General features: G+C 63.8%; 14 protein-coding genes. 7 read left to right on the plus strand and 7 right to left on the minus strand.

What is annotated here, in order from left to right:
- Nucleotides 1-54: 54 nt before the first annotated feature.
- Together GM909_RS01080 and GM909_RS01085 are read left to right on the plus strand one after the other, a co-directional pair.
- Nucleotides 55-345 carry a type II toxin-antitoxin system Phd/YefM family antitoxin gene (locus GM909_RS01080; protein ID WP_157014335.1) on the plus strand — a complete coding sequence of 97 codons (291 nt, stop codon included), beginning with the start codon at nucleotides 55-57 and terminating at the stop codon, nucleotides 343-345.
- Complete coding sequence (locus GM909_RS01085; RefSeq protein ID WP_157014336.1) at nucleotides 294-554, plus strand: type II toxin-antitoxin system VapC family toxin; 261 nt, start codon at nucleotides 294-296, stop codon at nucleotides 552-554. Before GM909_RS01080 ends, GM909_RS01085 begins: the two co-directional genes overlap by 52 nt.
- Nucleotides 555-651: 97 nt before the next feature.
- On the opposite strand, the gene GM909_RS01090 is transcribed toward GM909_RS01085, so the two are convergent.
- The 7 genes from GM909_RS01090 to GM909_RS01120 form a co-directional block, all read right to left on the minus strand.
- Nucleotides 652-1,602 carry an MBL fold metallo-hydrolase gene (locus GM909_RS01090; protein ID WP_157014337.1) on the minus strand — a complete coding sequence of 317 codons (951 nt, stop codon included), beginning with the start codon at nucleotides 1,600-1,602 and terminating at the stop codon, nucleotides 652-654.
- 61 nt (nucleotides 1,603-1,663) lie between these two features.
- A complete protein-coding gene (gene hmgA, locus GM909_RS01095; protein WP_157014338.1) occupies nucleotides 1,664-2,977 on the minus strand; it encodes a homogentisate 1,2-dioxygenase in 1,314 nt (437 codons plus the stop codon).
- Nucleotides 2,978-3,120: 143 nt separating this feature from the next.
- The gene (locus GM909_RS01100; protein WP_157014339.1) at nucleotides 3,121-4,740 is read right to left on the minus strand and encodes a TRAP transporter large permease; all 1,620 of its coding nucleotides are present in this window, start codon (nucleotides 4,738-4,740) and stop codon (nucleotides 3,121-3,123) included.
- A 9-nt stretch (nucleotides 4,741-4,749) separates the two neighbouring features.
- A complete protein-coding gene (locus GM909_RS01105; protein ID WP_157014340.1) occupies nucleotides 4,750-5,445 on the minus strand; it encodes a TRAP transporter small permease in 696 nt (231 codons plus the stop codon).
- Nucleotides 5,446-5,664: 219 nt separating this feature from the next.
- The gene (locus GM909_RS01110) at nucleotides 5,665-6,672 is read right to left on the minus strand and encodes a DctP family TRAP transporter solute-binding subunit (protein ID WP_157014341.1); all 1,008 of its coding nucleotides are present in this window, start codon (nucleotides 6,670-6,672) and stop codon (nucleotides 5,665-5,667) included.
- Nucleotides 6,673-6,928: 256 nt separating this feature from the next.
- Entirely contained in the window at nucleotides 6,929-8,272 is a 1,344-nt protein-coding gene (locus tag GM909_RS01115) for a sigma-54-dependent transcriptional regulator (protein ID WP_157014342.1), read from the minus strand.
- Nucleotides 8,269-10,095: a sensor histidine kinase gene (locus GM909_RS01120; protein WP_198174072.1), complete on the minus strand. Its 1,827-nt coding sequence runs from the start codon at nucleotides 10,093-10,095 to the stop codon at nucleotides 8,269-8,271. The genes GM909_RS01115 and GM909_RS01120 overlap by 4 nt, the downstream gene beginning before the upstream one ends.
- Before the next feature lie 413 nt (nucleotides 10,096-10,508).
- Here GM909_RS01120 and GM909_RS01125 point away from each other — a divergent pair, with 413 nt between their 5' ends.
- From GM909_RS01125 to arfA, 5 genes are all read left to right on the plus strand, one after another.
- Nucleotides 10,509-11,492 carry a sialic acid TRAP transporter substrate-binding protein SiaP gene (locus GM909_RS01125; protein WP_157014344.1) on the plus strand — a complete coding sequence of 328 codons (984 nt, stop codon included), beginning with the start codon at nucleotides 10,509-10,511 and terminating at the stop codon, nucleotides 11,490-11,492.
- A 96-nt stretch (nucleotides 11,493-11,588) separates the two neighbouring features.
- Nucleotides 11,589-12,140, plus strand: a complete 552-nt coding sequence (locus tag GM909_RS01130; RefSeq protein WP_157014345.1) for a TRAP transporter small permease — start codon at nucleotides 11,589-11,591, stop codon at nucleotides 12,138-12,140.
- A 12-nt stretch (nucleotides 12,141-12,152) separates the two neighbouring features.
- The gene (locus GM909_RS01135; protein WP_157014346.1) at nucleotides 12,153-13,433 is read left to right on the plus strand and encodes a TRAP transporter large permease; all 1,281 of its coding nucleotides are present in this window, start codon (nucleotides 12,153-12,155) and stop codon (nucleotides 13,431-13,433) included.
- Between the two features lie 175 nt (nucleotides 13,434-13,608).
- A complete protein-coding gene (locus GM909_RS01140) occupies nucleotides 13,609-14,538 on the plus strand; it encodes an ArsR/SmtB family transcription factor (RefSeq protein ID WP_157014347.1) in 930 nt (309 codons plus the stop codon).
- A gap of 110 nt (nucleotides 14,539-14,648) precedes the next feature.
- Nucleotides 14,649-16,160, plus strand: a complete 1,512-nt coding sequence (gene arfA, locus GM909_RS01145; protein ID WP_157014348.1) for an arabinosylfuranosidase ArfA — start codon at nucleotides 14,649-14,651, stop codon at nucleotides 16,158-16,160.
- The last annotated feature ends 1 nt before the right edge of the window (nucleotide 16,161 follow it).

The following is a 16,161-nucleotide window of genomic DNA, read 5'->3' on the forward strand; positions in this document are numbered from 1 at the left end:
GCCTTGAGGGCAGCCGGATTATGGCCTAAACTCTGGCCAGAAACGAGAGACGCCATGAACGAGCATCCGCGTTCCACTGCAGTGACGACGGTCTCCGTCGCCGAAGCCAAGGCACGTTTTTCGCAGCTTCTGGAACGTGCGGCGGCCGGCGAGGAGATCCACGTCACCAAGCACGGCAAGCCATATGCCAAGTTCGCTCCGGAGCGTGCCGACAGGCCGACATTGCCGCGTGTGGGCGCCTTCGAGGGCACAGAATATTGGATGTCAGACGATTGGGACGAACTCGGTCCGGAATGGGGGCGAGCATCTGGGAGATCGCGATCGAGGTCGCGCGCGGCAAGCTGAAAACCGTCGACAATGTCGGCCAGAGTCTGCTTGCATCCGGTTTCGATATCCTGCCAATTGCGCTCGACCACATCGAAGGCCTGCATGAATTGCCCGATCATCATCGCGATCCTTTCGATAGGATGCTCATCGCCCAGGCGTTCCACGAGGGCTTGACCGTGCTCACCAGCGATCCCGCGTTCAAGAAATACGATATCACCATCGCGTAGCCGCGCCTTCATTGCGTACCGGGTGGCCGCGATCGCCAGACTTCGAACGAAGGCAGTACACCTCAGATTTTTTCCAGGACGTGCCGGTAGCGGGACCTCACCCCTGCAGCTTCTCCCACATGTCGCGGTCGCGCTCGGCCGTCCAGATGCGCGGCGTGTCGATGCCGAGCGCCTCGTCATAGGCGCGCGCGACATTGAACGGCAGGCAGTGCTCGTAAATGGCGTAGTCGGCGAACTTCGGATCGCAGGCGGCCCGGCAGGCGTCCCACGCCTCCTTCAACGAGCCGCCGCCCTGTGCCACGCGGGCGATCGGGCGATAGGTCGAGGCGACGAAGTCGGCCGTGTTGTCGAGCGCAGCATTGACCATCTTCTCGCCCACCAACGCATCGCCGCGGCCGGGCGCGATTGCATCGAGGGAGAAATCCCTGATGGCGCCAAGCGTCCTCGGCCAATCGGCGAAATGGCCGTCGCCGCAATAGCAGGCCGAGCGGTATTCGACGATGTCGCCGGTGAACATGACATTGGCGTCGGGCACATGGGCAACGATGTCGCCGGCGGTGTGGGCGCGGCCGAGAAACATCAGGTCGACGCGGCGCTTGCCGAGATAGAAGGTCGCGCGGTCGCTGAAGGTGAGCGACGGCCAGGTGAGGCCGGGAATCGATTCGTGCCCCTGGAAAAGCCGCGGGAAGCGGCCGAACTCCGAATCCCAGTCCTCCTGGCCGCGCTCGACGACCATGGCGCGCGCCTTTTCGCTCATGATGATCTCGGAGGCGCCATAGGCCGATGCCCCGAGCACGCGCACGGCGTGATAATGGCTCAGCACCACATATTTGATCGGCTTGTCGGTGACGGAGCGGACCTTCTCGATCACCATGTTGGCCAGCCGGGGCGTTGCCTGCGCATCGACGATCATCACCGAATCGTCGCCGATGATGACGCCGGTGTTCGGATCGCCCTCGGCGGTAAAGGCCCACAGTCCCTCGCCGATCTCGGTGAACGATATCGTCTTCTCAGTCATGTCGCCGGTCGATGCGAAGCCCTTCGCCATCAGCGTCTCTCCTTGTCGTCTCTGTTTTCGCCGAGCCGGTGCGGTGCGACGGTCCGTCGGTTCAGGACCAGTCGCCGTCCGGCGTGCCGTTGAAGCGCTTCTTCAGCCCGGCCCAGCAATCGATGTAGTTGTCCTGCCGCGTTTCCAGTTCCGCCGCATAGCGCGTCAGCATCTGCGGAAAGCGCGTCTCGAACATGAAGGCCATGGTGTGGTCGAGCTTGACGGGCTCGAGATCGGCCCGCGATGCCTTTTCGAAGCCGAACGCGTCGGGTCCGTGCGCCAGCATCATATTGTGCAGGCTGATGCCGCCGGGCACGAAGCCTTCCTCCTTGGCATCGTACTGGCCGCGGATTAGCCCCATGAACTCGCTCATGATGTTGCGATGATACCAGGGCGGGCGGAACGTGTCTTCGGCCACCAGCCAGCGCGGCGGAAAGATGACGAAATCGACATTGGCCGTGCCCTCCTCGCCCGAGGGCGCCGTGAGCACGGTGAAGATCGACGGGTCGGGATGGTCGAACAGGATCGCGCCGACCGGCGAAAAGGTCGAAAGGTCGTATTTGTAGGGGGCGTAATTGCCGTGCCAGGCGACCACGTCGATCGGCGAATGGTCGATCTCGGTGACATGGAAGTTGCCGCACCATTTGACGATCAGACGGCAGGGCGTTTCCTTTTCCTCGAACCAGGCCACGGGCGTCTTGAAGTCGCGCGGATTGGCCAGGCAGTTGGCGCCGATCGGCCCGCGGTCGGGCAGGGTGAACTTGGCACCGTAATTCTCGCAGATATAGCCGCGCACCGGCCCGTCGATCAGCTCGACCTTGAAGACGAGGCCGCGCGGCAGAACGCAGATCTCGCCCGGCATCGTTTCGATGACACCCATTTCGGTGACGAAACGAACGCCGCCTTCCTGTGGCACGACGAGAAGCTCGCCGTCGGCGTTGAAGACATGATCATCAACCATGTCGGTGTTGGCGACATAGACATGCGCCGCCATGCCGGTCTGGGTATAGACGTCGCCGGCCGTGGTCATGGTGCGGATGCCGGAAAGAAAGTCCGTCTCGGCATTCGGCATCGGCACCGGATCCCAGCGCAACTGGCCCAGCGCAAGCTGGTGATCGCCCGGATTGGGCGCCGACTTCCAGTCCTCGATGGCGATCGCCTCGAAGCGCGCCGTGTGCCTTACGCTCGGGCGGATGCGGTAGAGCCAGGAACGCTCGTTTGTGCCGCGCGGCGCGGTAAACGGAGATCCGGAGAGCTGTTCGGCATAGAGACCATAGGCCGGCCGCTGCGGCGAGTTGCGGCCCTGCGGCAGCGAGCCCGCAAGCGTTTCCGTTTCGAAATCATTGCCGAAGCCCGGCATGTAGGAATAAGCCACGACATCCTCCCTGGATCAGGTCAGCCGATTTGGTTGCATTCGTAACCATTGAAAATGTAACCATCAACCGGCACGGCAGGGCCGTCAGGGACGATTCTGCGCCGCGACTGAGGCGGGCGCAACCATGGCGCCCGCCCGCGGTATCATCGGGTCACGATTTCCGGTCCCATCAGGCTGTAGGGCAGCCAGGTCGAAAGCACCGGCGTGTAGGTGATCAGGATCAGGAAGGCGAACAGCACCGCCACGAAGGGCAGCGCCGCGCGCACCACCTGGATCAGGCTCATGCCGGTGATGCCGGATGTGACGAACAGGTTGAGCCCGATCGGCGGTGTGATCATGCCGATCTCCATGTTGACGACCATGATGATGCCGAGATGGACCGGGTCGACGCCGAGTTCCATGGCGATCGGGAAGACGACCGGCGCCACGATGAGAAGCAGGCCCGACGGCTCCATGAACTGGCCTCCCAGGAGAAGCAGCAGGTTGACGGCAATCAGGAACGTGACCCAGTTGAAGCCGTAACCGAGCATGAACTGGGTGATGGCATCGGGAATGCGTTCGGAGGTGAGCACATGGGCAAACAGCAGCGCATTGACGATGATGAACATCAGCATGATCGTCGTCTTCGACGCCTCGACGAGCACGCGACGCGTGTCGTCGTTGAAGAAGAAGCCGAAGAAATGCCGCCCGATGAGGCGGAAATTGCGCGTCCATATCGGCAGGCCGGCGAAAAGATAGCCGGGAATGTTGAAGGGATTGGATTCGCGGTCGCGCCACAGCGAATAGGCGACCATGATGGCCAGCGACAGGGCGAGCCCGACATAGGCGCGCCCGCGCATCGAAACGTTTTCCCATTCAGAGGTTATGAAGAAGGTCAGGATCATCCAGACGAAGAAGAAGGAGGCGGCATAGACGAGCGAGGAAAAGCCGATGCGCGAACGCTTCGAATCGCTCTCCTGGATCCAGCGCACGCCCTTGAGCGGCCCGATGTCGCGATAGATGAACAGCGCGACAAAGAAGGCGTAGACCGCGGCAACGGCGGCGGCCTCGGTCGGCGTGAAGACGCCGCCATAGATGCCGCCCAGAATGATGATGATCAGGAACAGGCCCCAGCCCGCCTCCTTGCCGCCGGCGATGATCTCGCCAAAGCCGCGCCATGGCTCGGCCGGCAGGTTTCGCACCCGTGCCATGACGTAGATGGCGATCATCAGCATCAGCCCGGCAACGATGCCCGGCACGACGCCGGCCAGGAACATGCGGCCGACCGAAACGTCGGTCGCCGCCGCGTAGACGACCATGACGATGGAAGGCGGGATGAGAATGCCCAGCGTTCCGGCATTGGCGATGATGCCGGCGGCGAAATCCTTGGAATAGCCGACCTGGCGCATGCCGGCGATGGCGATCGTGCCGATGGCGACGACGGTCGCCGGCGAGGAGCCGGACAGCGCGGCGAACAGCATGCAGGCGAGCACCGAGGCGATCGCCAGCCCGCCCTTGATGTGGCCGACGGAGGCGATGGCGAAGCGGATGATGCGCGCCGCCACCCCGCCCGTCGACATGAAGGCCGAGGCAAGGACGAAAAAGGGGATCGCCAGCAATGTGTAGTTCTGCGACGCGGTAAAAAGCTGCAATGCGACGGAGGACAGGGAGTCCTGCGAAAACAGCGCGATGATGAGGATCGACGACAGGCCGAGCGACACGGCCACGGGAACGCCCAGGAACAGAAGTACCAGGACGAGCACGAACAGGATGATTGCTTCCATGGGTCGGCCTCAGTCCTTGAGTTCGTCTTTGTGCGCGGCGACGAGTTCCTCGGCCTCATGGCCGGCAATCACCATCTCGCGTTCGCCGCGCAGGATCGCTCCCATCGCCTGCAGGCTGCGATAGGCGAGCAGGGTCAGGCCGATCGGCAGCATCAGATAGGCGACCCAGCGGTGCACCCGCTCCTGGATGCCGAAACCGTCGATCATCCATTGCGGATAGCGCAGATCGTCGAGCCCGGTGCCCATGGTGTACATGAACTTCCAGTAGCCGAGAGCGCCGGTCTGGCGCCAGTTGGTGGAGACGTCGATGCCGAGCAGGCTGAGCCAGCCGGCGTAGAGCAGAATGAAGGCGTATAGGAACACGGCGAAGGCGCCGAAGACCGCCGCCGCGCGGAACAGGCTGCGCGGCAGCAAGCGCACCAGCGCGTCGACACCCAGATGCATTCCCTGCTTGATGCCGTAGCCCATGCCGAACAGGATCATCCAGGCGAACAGGATGCGGGTGAATTCGAGCGCCCCCGTCCAGCCGGAATTGAAGCCGTAGCGCGCGATCACCTGGGTGAAGGAAACCAGGGTGATGATCGCCAGAAGCGAGGCCAGCACATTCTCTTCCAGCCGCGTCACGCCATCCGGCCAGCGGCGTTCGACGAGATTGAGCAGAACGAGCAACAGGACCAGCAGCAGCGCCGGCACCAAGAGAGCCATGGGTTTCCTCCCCCGTTGGACTTGCCGCGCCTTTTAGCGCGCGTTCGCTTCAAACGGAAACGTTTGAAGCAAAGATATGCGCGCCAGATCAATATGCTGGAACATGTACCTTTCGCTCAAACGATTCCGTTTGAGCGGGACATGCTCTATTCGGCGCGGTCCGTGTTGGCCGTGCGGCGGCGGGCGCCGCACGGCGTCATGGTCGTGTTGTGACGCGGATCAGTTGCTGGCGTTCACGGAGACCGCGGCGTCGATCAGATCCTTGCCGATGTCGCCTTCGAACTTCTCCCAAACGGGCTTCATGGTTTCCACCCAGGCGTTGCGCTGCTCGTCGTCAAGCTCGCGGATCATGCCGCCGGCGTCGAGGATGTTCTGGCGGCAGGCCTGCTCCTTGTTCGCGACGTCGGCATTGGCCTCCGCCGTGACGGCTTCGGCGATGGTCAGGAACTGCTCGCGCACGTCATCGTCGAGCCCGTTCAGCCATTCCGTCGACGTCACGAGCAGATAAGCCAGCGTCTGGTGATTGGTCTCGGTGACGCCATCCTGCACCTCGAAGAACTTCTGGGTGTAGATGTTGCACCAGGAATTCTCCTGCCCGTCCACGACGCCGGTCTGCAGCGCGCCGTAGACCTCCTTGAAGGCCAGCTTCTGGGCCGAACCGCCGATCGCCCCGATCATCGCATTGGCGACATCGGAGGTCTGGATGCGGAACTTGAGGCCGTTTGCGTCGGTGGGTTCGACAAGCGGCTTCTTGGCCGAGAACTGCTTGAGGCCCGACAGCCAGTAGCCAAGGCCGGTATAGCCCTTGTCCTCCATGGTCTTGAGCAAGTCCTTGCCCTTGTCGGACGTGCCGAAAGCCTCGACCGCCTGTAGGCTGCTGAACAGGAACGGCAGGTCGAACAGGCGGTATTTCAGCGTATAGGCCTCGAATTTCGACAGCGACGGCGCGGCAAGCTGGACGTCGCCCAGAAGCAGGGCTTCCATCACCTTGTCGTCGTCGAACAGCGTCGAATTCGGGAAGACCTGCATGCAGGCCTTGCCGTCCATTTCGGCGTTGACCCGCTGGGCGAGCTTGACGGCTGCTTCACCCTTGGGATGGCCCTTTTCGGCCACGACATGGCTGAACTTGATGACCATTTCGCCATCGTCGCAGCCCTCAGCAGCGTTTGCCTGGCCAGCGAACACAGCAATGGCGAGCGCCGAGACGGCGCCGAGCAATACTTTCATGGTTTCCTCCACTCTCGCGAACGCAGCCGTCCGCCTCTTGAATCGTTGAAGCGATGTGCCGGACCAGTCACGACCGGCCTGATCGCCCTGACGCCGCTTGCAAGCGGCCGCCGCATCATAACACGCAATCGCCGTGCCAAGTCGATGCGAAGCGCGCGTCAGGCCTCATGCCGGGCATTGCGGCGCAACCGGTTCGCAGCTGCACTGCCGGGACGTCACCAGATCTACCCATCGGGCTGCGCTTATGTGTAGCCAGCTACTCATCGTCCGGTCCGGAAATGCCGAGCCGACGCAACTTGTCGTAAAGCCCCTTGCGCGAGATGCCGAGCGCCTCATAGGTCTCCTTCTGGCGTCCGCCATTGCGCGCCAGCTCGGCCAGGATCACGGATTTCTCGAATGCGGCGACGCGCTCGGCGAGCGGGCCGGCGCCATCTCCCTCCGTCGCATCGCCCTGCGCGGTGAAGCCGCGCCACAGGCCGAGCACCCAGCGATCGGCGGCATTGCGCAATTCGCGCACATTGCCCGGCCAGTCATGGGCGGTGAGGTCGGCTTCCAGTGCCGGCGTCATGGACGGGATTTCGCGCCGGTAGCGCGCCCGCGCCTCGCGGCACAGATGGGCGAACAGGAGCGGGATATCGTCCGTTCTTTCGCGCAAGGCGGGAATGCGCAGGGCGATCACGTTGAGCCGGTAGAAGAGGTCGGCCCGGAATCGCCCGAGCCGGCTTTCCTCGGCCAGATCGGATTTGGTCGCGGCGATGAAGCGCACATCGAGCGGAATCGACTTGTTCGACCCGAGGCGCTCGATCGTGCGGTGCTCGATCGCCCTGAGCAGCTTGACCTGCAGGTCGGGCGGCATGGATTCGATCTCGTCGAGGAAGACCGTGCCGCCATCGGCATGTTCCAGCTTGCCGATGCGCTGCCGCTGCGCCCCGGTGAAGGCGCCGGCCTCGTGGCCGAAAAGCTCACTCTCGAAGATGTCGGCGGGCAGGGCGCCGCAATTGATGGCGACGAAATGGCCCTTCGAGCGGCCGCCGAAATCGTGCAGGGCGCGCGCCACGACCTCCTTGCCCGAGCCGGTCTCGCCGAGGATCAGCACGTCGGCGTCCGTGTCGGCCAGCGCCGCGATCTCCTCGCGCAGCTTTCGTATGGCGCCGTTACGCCCGACCAGCCGGGTATCGAGGCCGCCGGAGGCCTCCAGCGTGTTGCGCAGAAGGCGATTTTCCAGCACCAGCCGGCGCTTTTCGATCGCCCGTTCGGCCACGTTGGTCAGACGGTGCACCGGGAACGGCTTCTCGATGAAATCATAGGCGCCGCTGCGCATCGCCTCGACGGCCAGCGCGATATCGCCGTGACCGGTGATCAGGATGATCGGCAGCGCCGGATCGATCTCCAGAACGCGGCGCATGAATTCCATGCCGCCCATGCCCGGCATGCGGATATCGGTGACGACGGCGCCATAGAGGTCGCGTGTCACCTCTTCGAGCGCGGCCTCGGCACGCGCAAAGGCGCAAACGTCGTAGCCCTCCAGTTCCAGGCCCTGCACGAGGGCGGGACGGAGATCGTCGTCATCGTCGACGAGCACGATCCTCGCTTCGCTCATGAGGCCCTCGCCAAAGGCTTTTCGACCGCCGCCGCGACCAGCGTGACGGCGATGCGTGTACCGCCCTCGCTCGTATCGGAGACAGCGACCGAACCACCGAATTCGCGTACGATGTTGTAGACGATCGACAGGCCGATCCCCAGCCCCTCGCCGACGCCCTTGGTGGAAAAGAACGGCTCGAAGACATGATCGCGCGCCGCCGGGGCGATACCCGGCCCGTTATCCTCGACGCTCAGCACGATCCGATCGTCGTGCCGTTGCGCGCGCAGCGTGATCAAAGGCTCGGCAACGGCGCCGGCGCTTCCGACCCCGCTGAGCGCGTCGATGGCGTTGTTGACCAGATTGACGACGACCTGGCTCAGCCGCACATGGCCGCCGCGCACCGCCATTCCGGCGTCGAACCCCTGCTTGCGGATCGCGATCCCAGCCTTGCGCGCCCGCGGCGTGGCCAGCATCAGCGCCTCATCGACAACCGGCTCGAGCCGCACGTCGCCGATCGCCGTGCCGGGCTTGCGGGCGAAGGACAACAACGTGCGCGAAAGCTCCGACATCCGCTCGACCAGCCCGCCGATGCGCGAAAGCGCGTCGGCCGCCGCCTCGACCCGGCCGCGCGCGATCAGTTGCCGGCCATTGTCGGCATATGTGCGGATTGCGGCAAGCGGCTGGTTGTATTCATGGCTGAGCGTCGCCGACATCTGGCCGAGTGCTGCGAGTTTCGCCGCCTGGATCAATTCGGCCTGGGTGCGGCGCAACTGTTCCTCGGCTTCCGTTCGCTCCTTGACCTCGTGCGCCAGCGCGGCATTGGCCTCGGTCAGATCGGCCGTGCGCTCACGCACCAGCTGTTCGAGGCGGACGGAGGTGGCGCGGGCGCGGAACTGCCTGACGGCACGCACTTCCTGGCGCTTCACGCCATACCAGGCGAGGCTGCCGGCCAGCAGACAGGTCAGGAGCGCGACGATCGCAGCGTTGCGTTCGGCCGTGCGCACCGGCGCGTCGTCGGCAAAAACGTGGAGCGTCCAGCCCATCAGCGGCAATTGGCGCGCCGCCGTGCGATACTGCGCCCTGCCGGCGGCGGGCGTGACCACGCCACCCGTTGCCGCCGGCGCAGCGCCGAAGATCGCATCGTCTCCGGGCCTGCCGTAAAGTTTTTGCAGCCGCCAGTCGGCGCGGTTGGCGACGAACACGCGGCCCGTGCTGTCGGCAACGGCGATCGGGTTGTTCGAAAGCGCCCAGGTCAGCTCGATGCGATCCATATTGACATAGATCGCGATGACCCCGATGACCGCGCCGGCGCGCCTGACCGCCGAGGCAAACACATAGGCGCGCTCGTTCTCGTCGGGCGACATGGATTCACGGCCGAGGCGGCCCTGAAGGGCGGCCTCCAGCAGCGCGCTCTCGTTCAGCTTGGAATTGTCGAATATGCCGCGCGCCGAGGCGAAGACGCGGCCTGACGCATCGGCGAAGGCGGCGTCCTTGGCGCCCGAATAATTGGCGATCTCGGTCGCCTTGGCCTCGGCCAGCGCCAGACCACGCGGCGAATGCGGATCGGCAAAGGCCTGCACGATATCGTCGCGGCGCGACAGGAGCGGCGGCAGCAGGCGGTATTTTTCCAGAAGCCCCGAAAGCGTTTCGGTCTGCAGTGCCAGCGCCTCGCGCAGCGACGCCTCGACGGTACGCAGCGCCTGCAGGCCGGCGACGGTCAGCGCGCCCCACATGAAGATGAGAGCGGCAGCCAGCGTCGCGGCCAGAACGAGCCAGCCCCGCTTCTTGTATTTGAGCCGGATCAGCCGCTCGCCGGCATCGATGTCGGCTTCAATCTCCATCTGCCCTTCGCCACGCATGCATCGTCATTGTCGTTTGTCTTCAACCATGATCGGTTATTCGTTTCATTACACGTCCAGCCATCGCAAGACGAGAGCCCGGCAGGGGCGTTGCGCGGGTTCGACGCTGCAAGGACGGGTTTGCGTCTTTTGCCGGCCGCGTGCCGTTGCCAACGTGCTAAACCATGCTAACATGTCAGTCGAGGAGAGCCGCCAACAGGACCGGCGCGATCAGCGCTTCGCGCGGACCGGCCGTGGCGGCAAGGAGGAGACACCGGGACAAGGGCGCATGATCGTGCGGCCCGTCCGGACGAGTTTTCCAGCAATTCGGTCCGACACCACACGGGTCCTGCCCACCACGCGAAGCGGGACCAGGATGGGATCGGACGGAAGCGACCAACCAAGGGAGGAACAAAATGATCGACAGAAAGACAAGAGCCGGAGTGATCGCGCTTGCCGGCATCGGAGCATTCACGTTCGCCGGCCCGGCGGCGGCCCAAACGGCGCTGAAATGGGCCCATGTCTACGAGACCAGCGAGCCCTATCACACCTGCGCGGTGGAGGCTTCGGACAAGCTCAAGGCGGCGACCGACGATCGCTACTCGATCGAGGTCTTCCCGGCCTCGTCGCTCGGCAAGGAAGTCGACATCAACGAGGGACTTGGCCTCGGCACCGTCGACATCATCTATACCGGACAGCTCTTTGCCGGCCGCGCCTACGGCCCCGTCGCCATCGGCGGCGCGCCCTACATGTTCCGCGACTTCGAGCATTGGGACAAGTACCGCAAGTCGGACCTGTTTGCCGACCTGTCGGCCGGCTACGAGGAGGCGACCGGCAACCACATCACCTCGCTCACCTATTACGGCGAACGTCACGTGACCTCCAACAAGGAGATCAACATGCCGGCCGACATGGAGGGCCTGAAGATCCGCGTGCCGAACGCGCCGCTTTACATGATGTTTCCGCGAGCAGCCGGCGCCAACCCGACGCCGATCGCCTTCGCCGAGGTCTATCTTGCCCTGCAGCAGGGCACGGTCGACGCCCAGGAAAATCCGCTGCCGACCATCAAGGCCAAGAAGTTCTACGAGGTGCAGGACTACGTCAATCTCACCGGCCATATCACCGACGCGCTCCTGACCATCGTCGGCGGGCCTGCCTGGAACGCCATGAGCGAGGAGGACCGCACGGCGCTCGAAGGTGTGCTGGACGAGACAGCCGAATGCGCCACGCAGCAGATCATCGAGCAGGAGCAGGAACTGGTCCAGTGGTTCAAGGACCAGGGCGTCAACGTCAACGAGGTCGACCGGGCGCCCTTCCGCGAGGCCACGGTGAAGCTGCACAATGGCGAGGACGCCAGCTGGGATCAGGCGACCTACGACAAGCTGCAGGCGATCGAATAGTGAAAGCCGATGGCGGCGCAGGGGCGGTCCGGCGCGGCGCGTGCGGGCCGTCCGCAGCTGCCGCAAACGCCGTGCCCTGCGGCAAGGGAGGATCGCATGAAGGATGCGGAGACGACGGATGACGAACGCCTCGGGCCGGAGGATCCGGATCTCTCCGACGTGAAGGCGGACGACTATCTCGTCGTCGCCGTGTTCTGGTGCCTGGCCTTCGTCGTCTTCCTGCAGTTCTTCACACGCTACGTCCTCAACAGTTCGCTCGGCTGGACCGAGGAGATCGCCCGCTATCTGCTGATCGCGGTCACCTTCATCGGCGCCGTGATGGCGGTGCGCAAGGAAAGCCACATCGCCGTCGAACTCGCCTACCGCTACCTGCCGCGCCGGCTGCGTTTCGTCCTGCAGATCGCGGTCGATCTCATCGCCATCGCCTTTTACGCCATCACCGGCTGGCTGTGCACGCAACTCGCCGGGCGCACCATGCAGATGATGGTGTCGATCAACCTGCCCAAATCGATCGTCTATTGGGGGGTCGCGGCCTGTTTCGCCGCGATGACGCTCTACGGTCTGCTCGTGCTTGCGCGCCACTGGCGCACCGGCACGAGCCGGCTCATCGATCCCGAGAGTTTTGCCGCCACCGGTCCCAATCTCTAGCCCAGGTCCGCCATGCTTCTGACACTGCTCTTTGTCCTCGTCTTCGCGATGATCGTGCTGGGCGTGCCGGTCGCCATCGCCCTGGCGGGCGCCTCGGCGGTCTTCATCTTTCTCGACGGACGGGTGCCGGATGTGGTCGTCGTCCACCGCATGGTCAACGGCGTCGATTCCTTTCCGCTTCTGGCCGTGCCCTTCTTCATCCTGGCCGGCAATCTGATGAACACCGCCGGCATAACCGAACGCATCTTCGACTTCGCCAGGGCGATCGTCGGCTGGATGCGGGGCGGCCTCGGCCATGTCAATGTCGGCGCGTCGGTCATTTTCGCCGGCATGTCGGGCGCGGCGGTTGCCGATGCCGGCGGGCTCGGCGCAATCGAGATCAAGGCGATGCGCGACGCCAAATACGACCCCGACTTCGCTGTCGGCGTGACCGCGGCATCGTCGACCATCGGTCCGATCATCCCGCCTTCGCTGCCGATGGTGATCTACGGCGTGGTCGCCGGCGCCTCGATCGGCCAGCTTTTCGCCGCCGGCTTCCTGCCCGGCCTGTGCATGGCGGTAGCGCTGATGGTCATGATCGCCTGGTTCGCGCGCCGCCGCGGCTATCCGCGCGACCAGGCCTTTCGCATGTCGGTGCTGGGAACGACATTTGCGCGCGCCTTCCTCTCGCTCATGACGCCGGTCATCATCGTCGGCGGCATACTGTCGGGCGCCTTCACGCCGACGGAAGCCGCGATCGCGGCCTGCGCCTGGGCGCTCTTCCTCGGGCTCGTCGTCTACCGCACGCTGAACTGGCGGCGCTTCATCCGCGTCTCGGTCGACACGATCGAGACAACTGCGGTCGTGCTGATGATCGTGGCAGCCGCCTCGATCTTCGCCTGGATCCTGACCTCCAACCGCGTGCCAGAACACTTCGCCGCGCTCATCCTGACCATCTCGGACAATCCGATCATCGTGCTGCTCCTGATCAATCTCATCCTGCTCGTCGTCGGCTGCTTCATGGAGACTGTGGCGGCGATCACCATCCTGGTCCCCGTGCTGCTGCCGATCGCTGTGCAGATGGGCGTCGACCCGGTGCATTTCGGGGTGATGATGGTGCTCAACCTGATGATCGGCCTGCTCACCCCACCGATCGGCATGGTGCTTTACGTGCTGTCGCGGGTTTCCAAAGTGCCGTTCGAGCGCTGTGTGGCGGCGACATTGCCGTTCCTCGTACCGCTGGTGCTGGTGCTTCTGCTCGTCACCTTCGTGCCGGCCGTCACCATGTGGCTGCCGACGCTGCTCTACCGGTAGGCGCGGCGTCGCAGACCAAGGCGCTCACAACGGGCGAGCAGCGGACGGGCGCGGCGACGACGACGCCGGTTGCTATCAGGTGTGTACCAAGAATTGTGGTTTTCTCGCGCCAGCGGCTATCAATATCAGAAACATCGATATAGAACGAGCTTCAGCAGGCAAGGCAGGAGCACGCATGAGCCAGAATTTTCTCGTCATCGATCCGCAGGATGACATCAAAGTTTTGAAGGGCTTGGCTTCTCCGGCGCGCATCAGCATGCTGAAGCTTCTGCATGAGCGCGGCGGACTGAACGTCAACGAGATCGCCAGGCTCCTCGATCTGCCGCAGTCCTCCGTTTCCTCGAATGTGCAGATCCTGGAGGATGCCGGCCTCATCCGCACCGAATCCCAGCGCGCCAGGAAGGGCAGCCAGAAGATCTGCTATCCGACCTGCGACGAAATCCTGGTGATGTTCAAGGCGGGCGAAAAGAACTTGAATGCCAATGACATACAGGTCGCGATGCCGCTCGGCCTGTATACCAATTGCGCCGTTACCGCGCCTTGCGGCATCTGCTCGCCCGAGGGCATTATCGGATTTCTCGATGTGCCGGACACCTTTCTCGATCCCGACCGGATGAAGGCGTCGCTGCTCTGGTTCACCAGCGGCTTCGTCGAATATCAGTTTCCCAACAACGCCAAGCTCAACGGATCGGAGATCGAGCATGTCGAGTTCTCGATGGAACTGAGTTCGGAGGTCCCCGGCACCCATTCGGACTGGCCGTCGGACATAACGCTTTGCGTCAACGGCGTGGAGCTGGGAAGCTGGACCTCGCCGGGCGATTTCGGCGACAAGCGCGGCGTCTATACGCCGAGCTGGTGGAAACTCGCCGGATCGCAATACGGCATGCTGAAAAGCTGGACGGTCAACCGCGAAGGCACGTTCGTCGACGGCGTGCGCATCTCCCCGGTCAATCTCGATGCGCTGCAGCTCGATGCGCACCGGTCGATCCGCCTCCGGATCGAGGTGAAGCCGGACGCCCGCTATCCCGGCGGCGTCAATGTTTTCGGGCGCGGCTTCGGCAATTACGACCAGGACATCGTGATGCGGCTGCGCACGCGGCGGTAAGGCGCCCATCTCACATTTCCCAACAAGCCTCTTGACGGCGCGATCCTCATCGGCAAAACATATCAATAATTACGATCCATATCGTAAAATATGATTTCAAGGGAGGATGCATGAAGGCTCGCGCTGCCATTCACCGCGACTTTTCAATTGGTGACATCGACGAACGACTCTATTCGGCCTTCATCGAGCATATGGGCCGCGCCATCTACAGCGGCATCTATGAGCCCGGCCATCCCGAAGCCGACGCGAACGGCTTCCGCAGGGATGTCATGGCGCTGGTCAAGGATCTGCAGATTCCGGCCATACGCTATCCAGGCGGCAATTTCGTTTCCGCCTACAATTGGGAGGACGGCGTTGGCCCGAAGGAAGATCGCCCGGTGCGGCTCGACCTCGCCTGGCGCTCCAAGGAGACGAACCAGGTCGGCATCAACGAGTTCGCGCAATGGGCCGACAGCGCCCGCATCGAGATGATGCTGGCGGTCAATCTCGGCTCGCGCGGCCTGGAGGAAGCGCGCAACTTCGTCGAATATGTGAACCACCCATCCGGCAGCTATTGGTCCGACCTACGCCGCAGCCACGGCGTGGAGGAGCCCTATGACGTGAAGATGTGGTGTCTCGGCAACGAGATGGACGGGCCCTGGCAGATCGGCCACAAGGAGGCCAAGGAATATGGCCGCCTGGCCGACGAGACCGCCAAGGCCCTGCGCGGCCTGACGCCGGATGCCGAACTGGTGGTGTGCGGCAGCTCCAATGACGGCATGCCCACCTATCCCGAATGGGAGCGCGTGGTGCTCGAAGAGTGCTACGAGAATGTCGACTACATCTCCCTGCACAAATATTTCGGCAACAAGAGCAGCGACACGCTGAATTATTTCGGCAAGATCGAGGAAACGGGCCGCTACATCCAGGCCATCGGCGGCGCGATCGATTATGTGAAGGCCAAGAAGCGCGCCAAGAACGACGTTTTCATCTGCTTCGACGAATGGAACGTGTGGTATCACAACCGCGACGAGGACTCCCGGCGCGTCAAGGAATGGGACTGGCCGGAGGCGCCGGCGCTGCTGGAAGAGGATTACAATATCGAGGACGCGCTGTTCGTCGGCGGCCTCCTCAACGAGTTCATCCGGCGCAGCGACCGAGTGCGCATCGCCTGCATCGCCCAGCTCGTCAACGTCATCGCGCCGATCCGCGCCGAGCGCGGCGGGCCGGCCTGGAAGCAGACGATCTACTATCCCTACCAGTTCGCCTCGCTCTATGGCCGCGGCCGCGCGCTGCGGGTGAGCGTCGACGGTCCGACCTATGACTGCCGGGTCGCCGACGACGTCGCCTATCTCGATATCGCCGCCGTGCACGACGCGCGCGAGGGTTTCGTCAACCTGTTCGTCCTCAACAGGCATCTCAGCGAGACGCTGGAACTCGACCTGGCCTTGACGGGCTTCGCCGAGGCGCGGCTTGCAGAGCATCGGGTCATCGAAGGGCAGGGACGCCTGCGCGAAACCAACGGACCGGAGGCGCCCCATCGTGTCGCGCCGGTCGAGGGATCGGGGCTCCTGGTGGAAAACGGCAGACTCTCCGGCGGGCTGGCGCCCTTGTCCTATCACCTGATCCGCCTGAAGGTCTGAA

The organism is Mesorhizobium xinjiangense, from assembly GCF_009749525.1.
GTDB lineage: Bacteria > Pseudomonadota > Alphaproteobacteria > Rhizobiales > Rhizobiaceae > Mangrovimarina > Mangrovimarina xinjiangensis.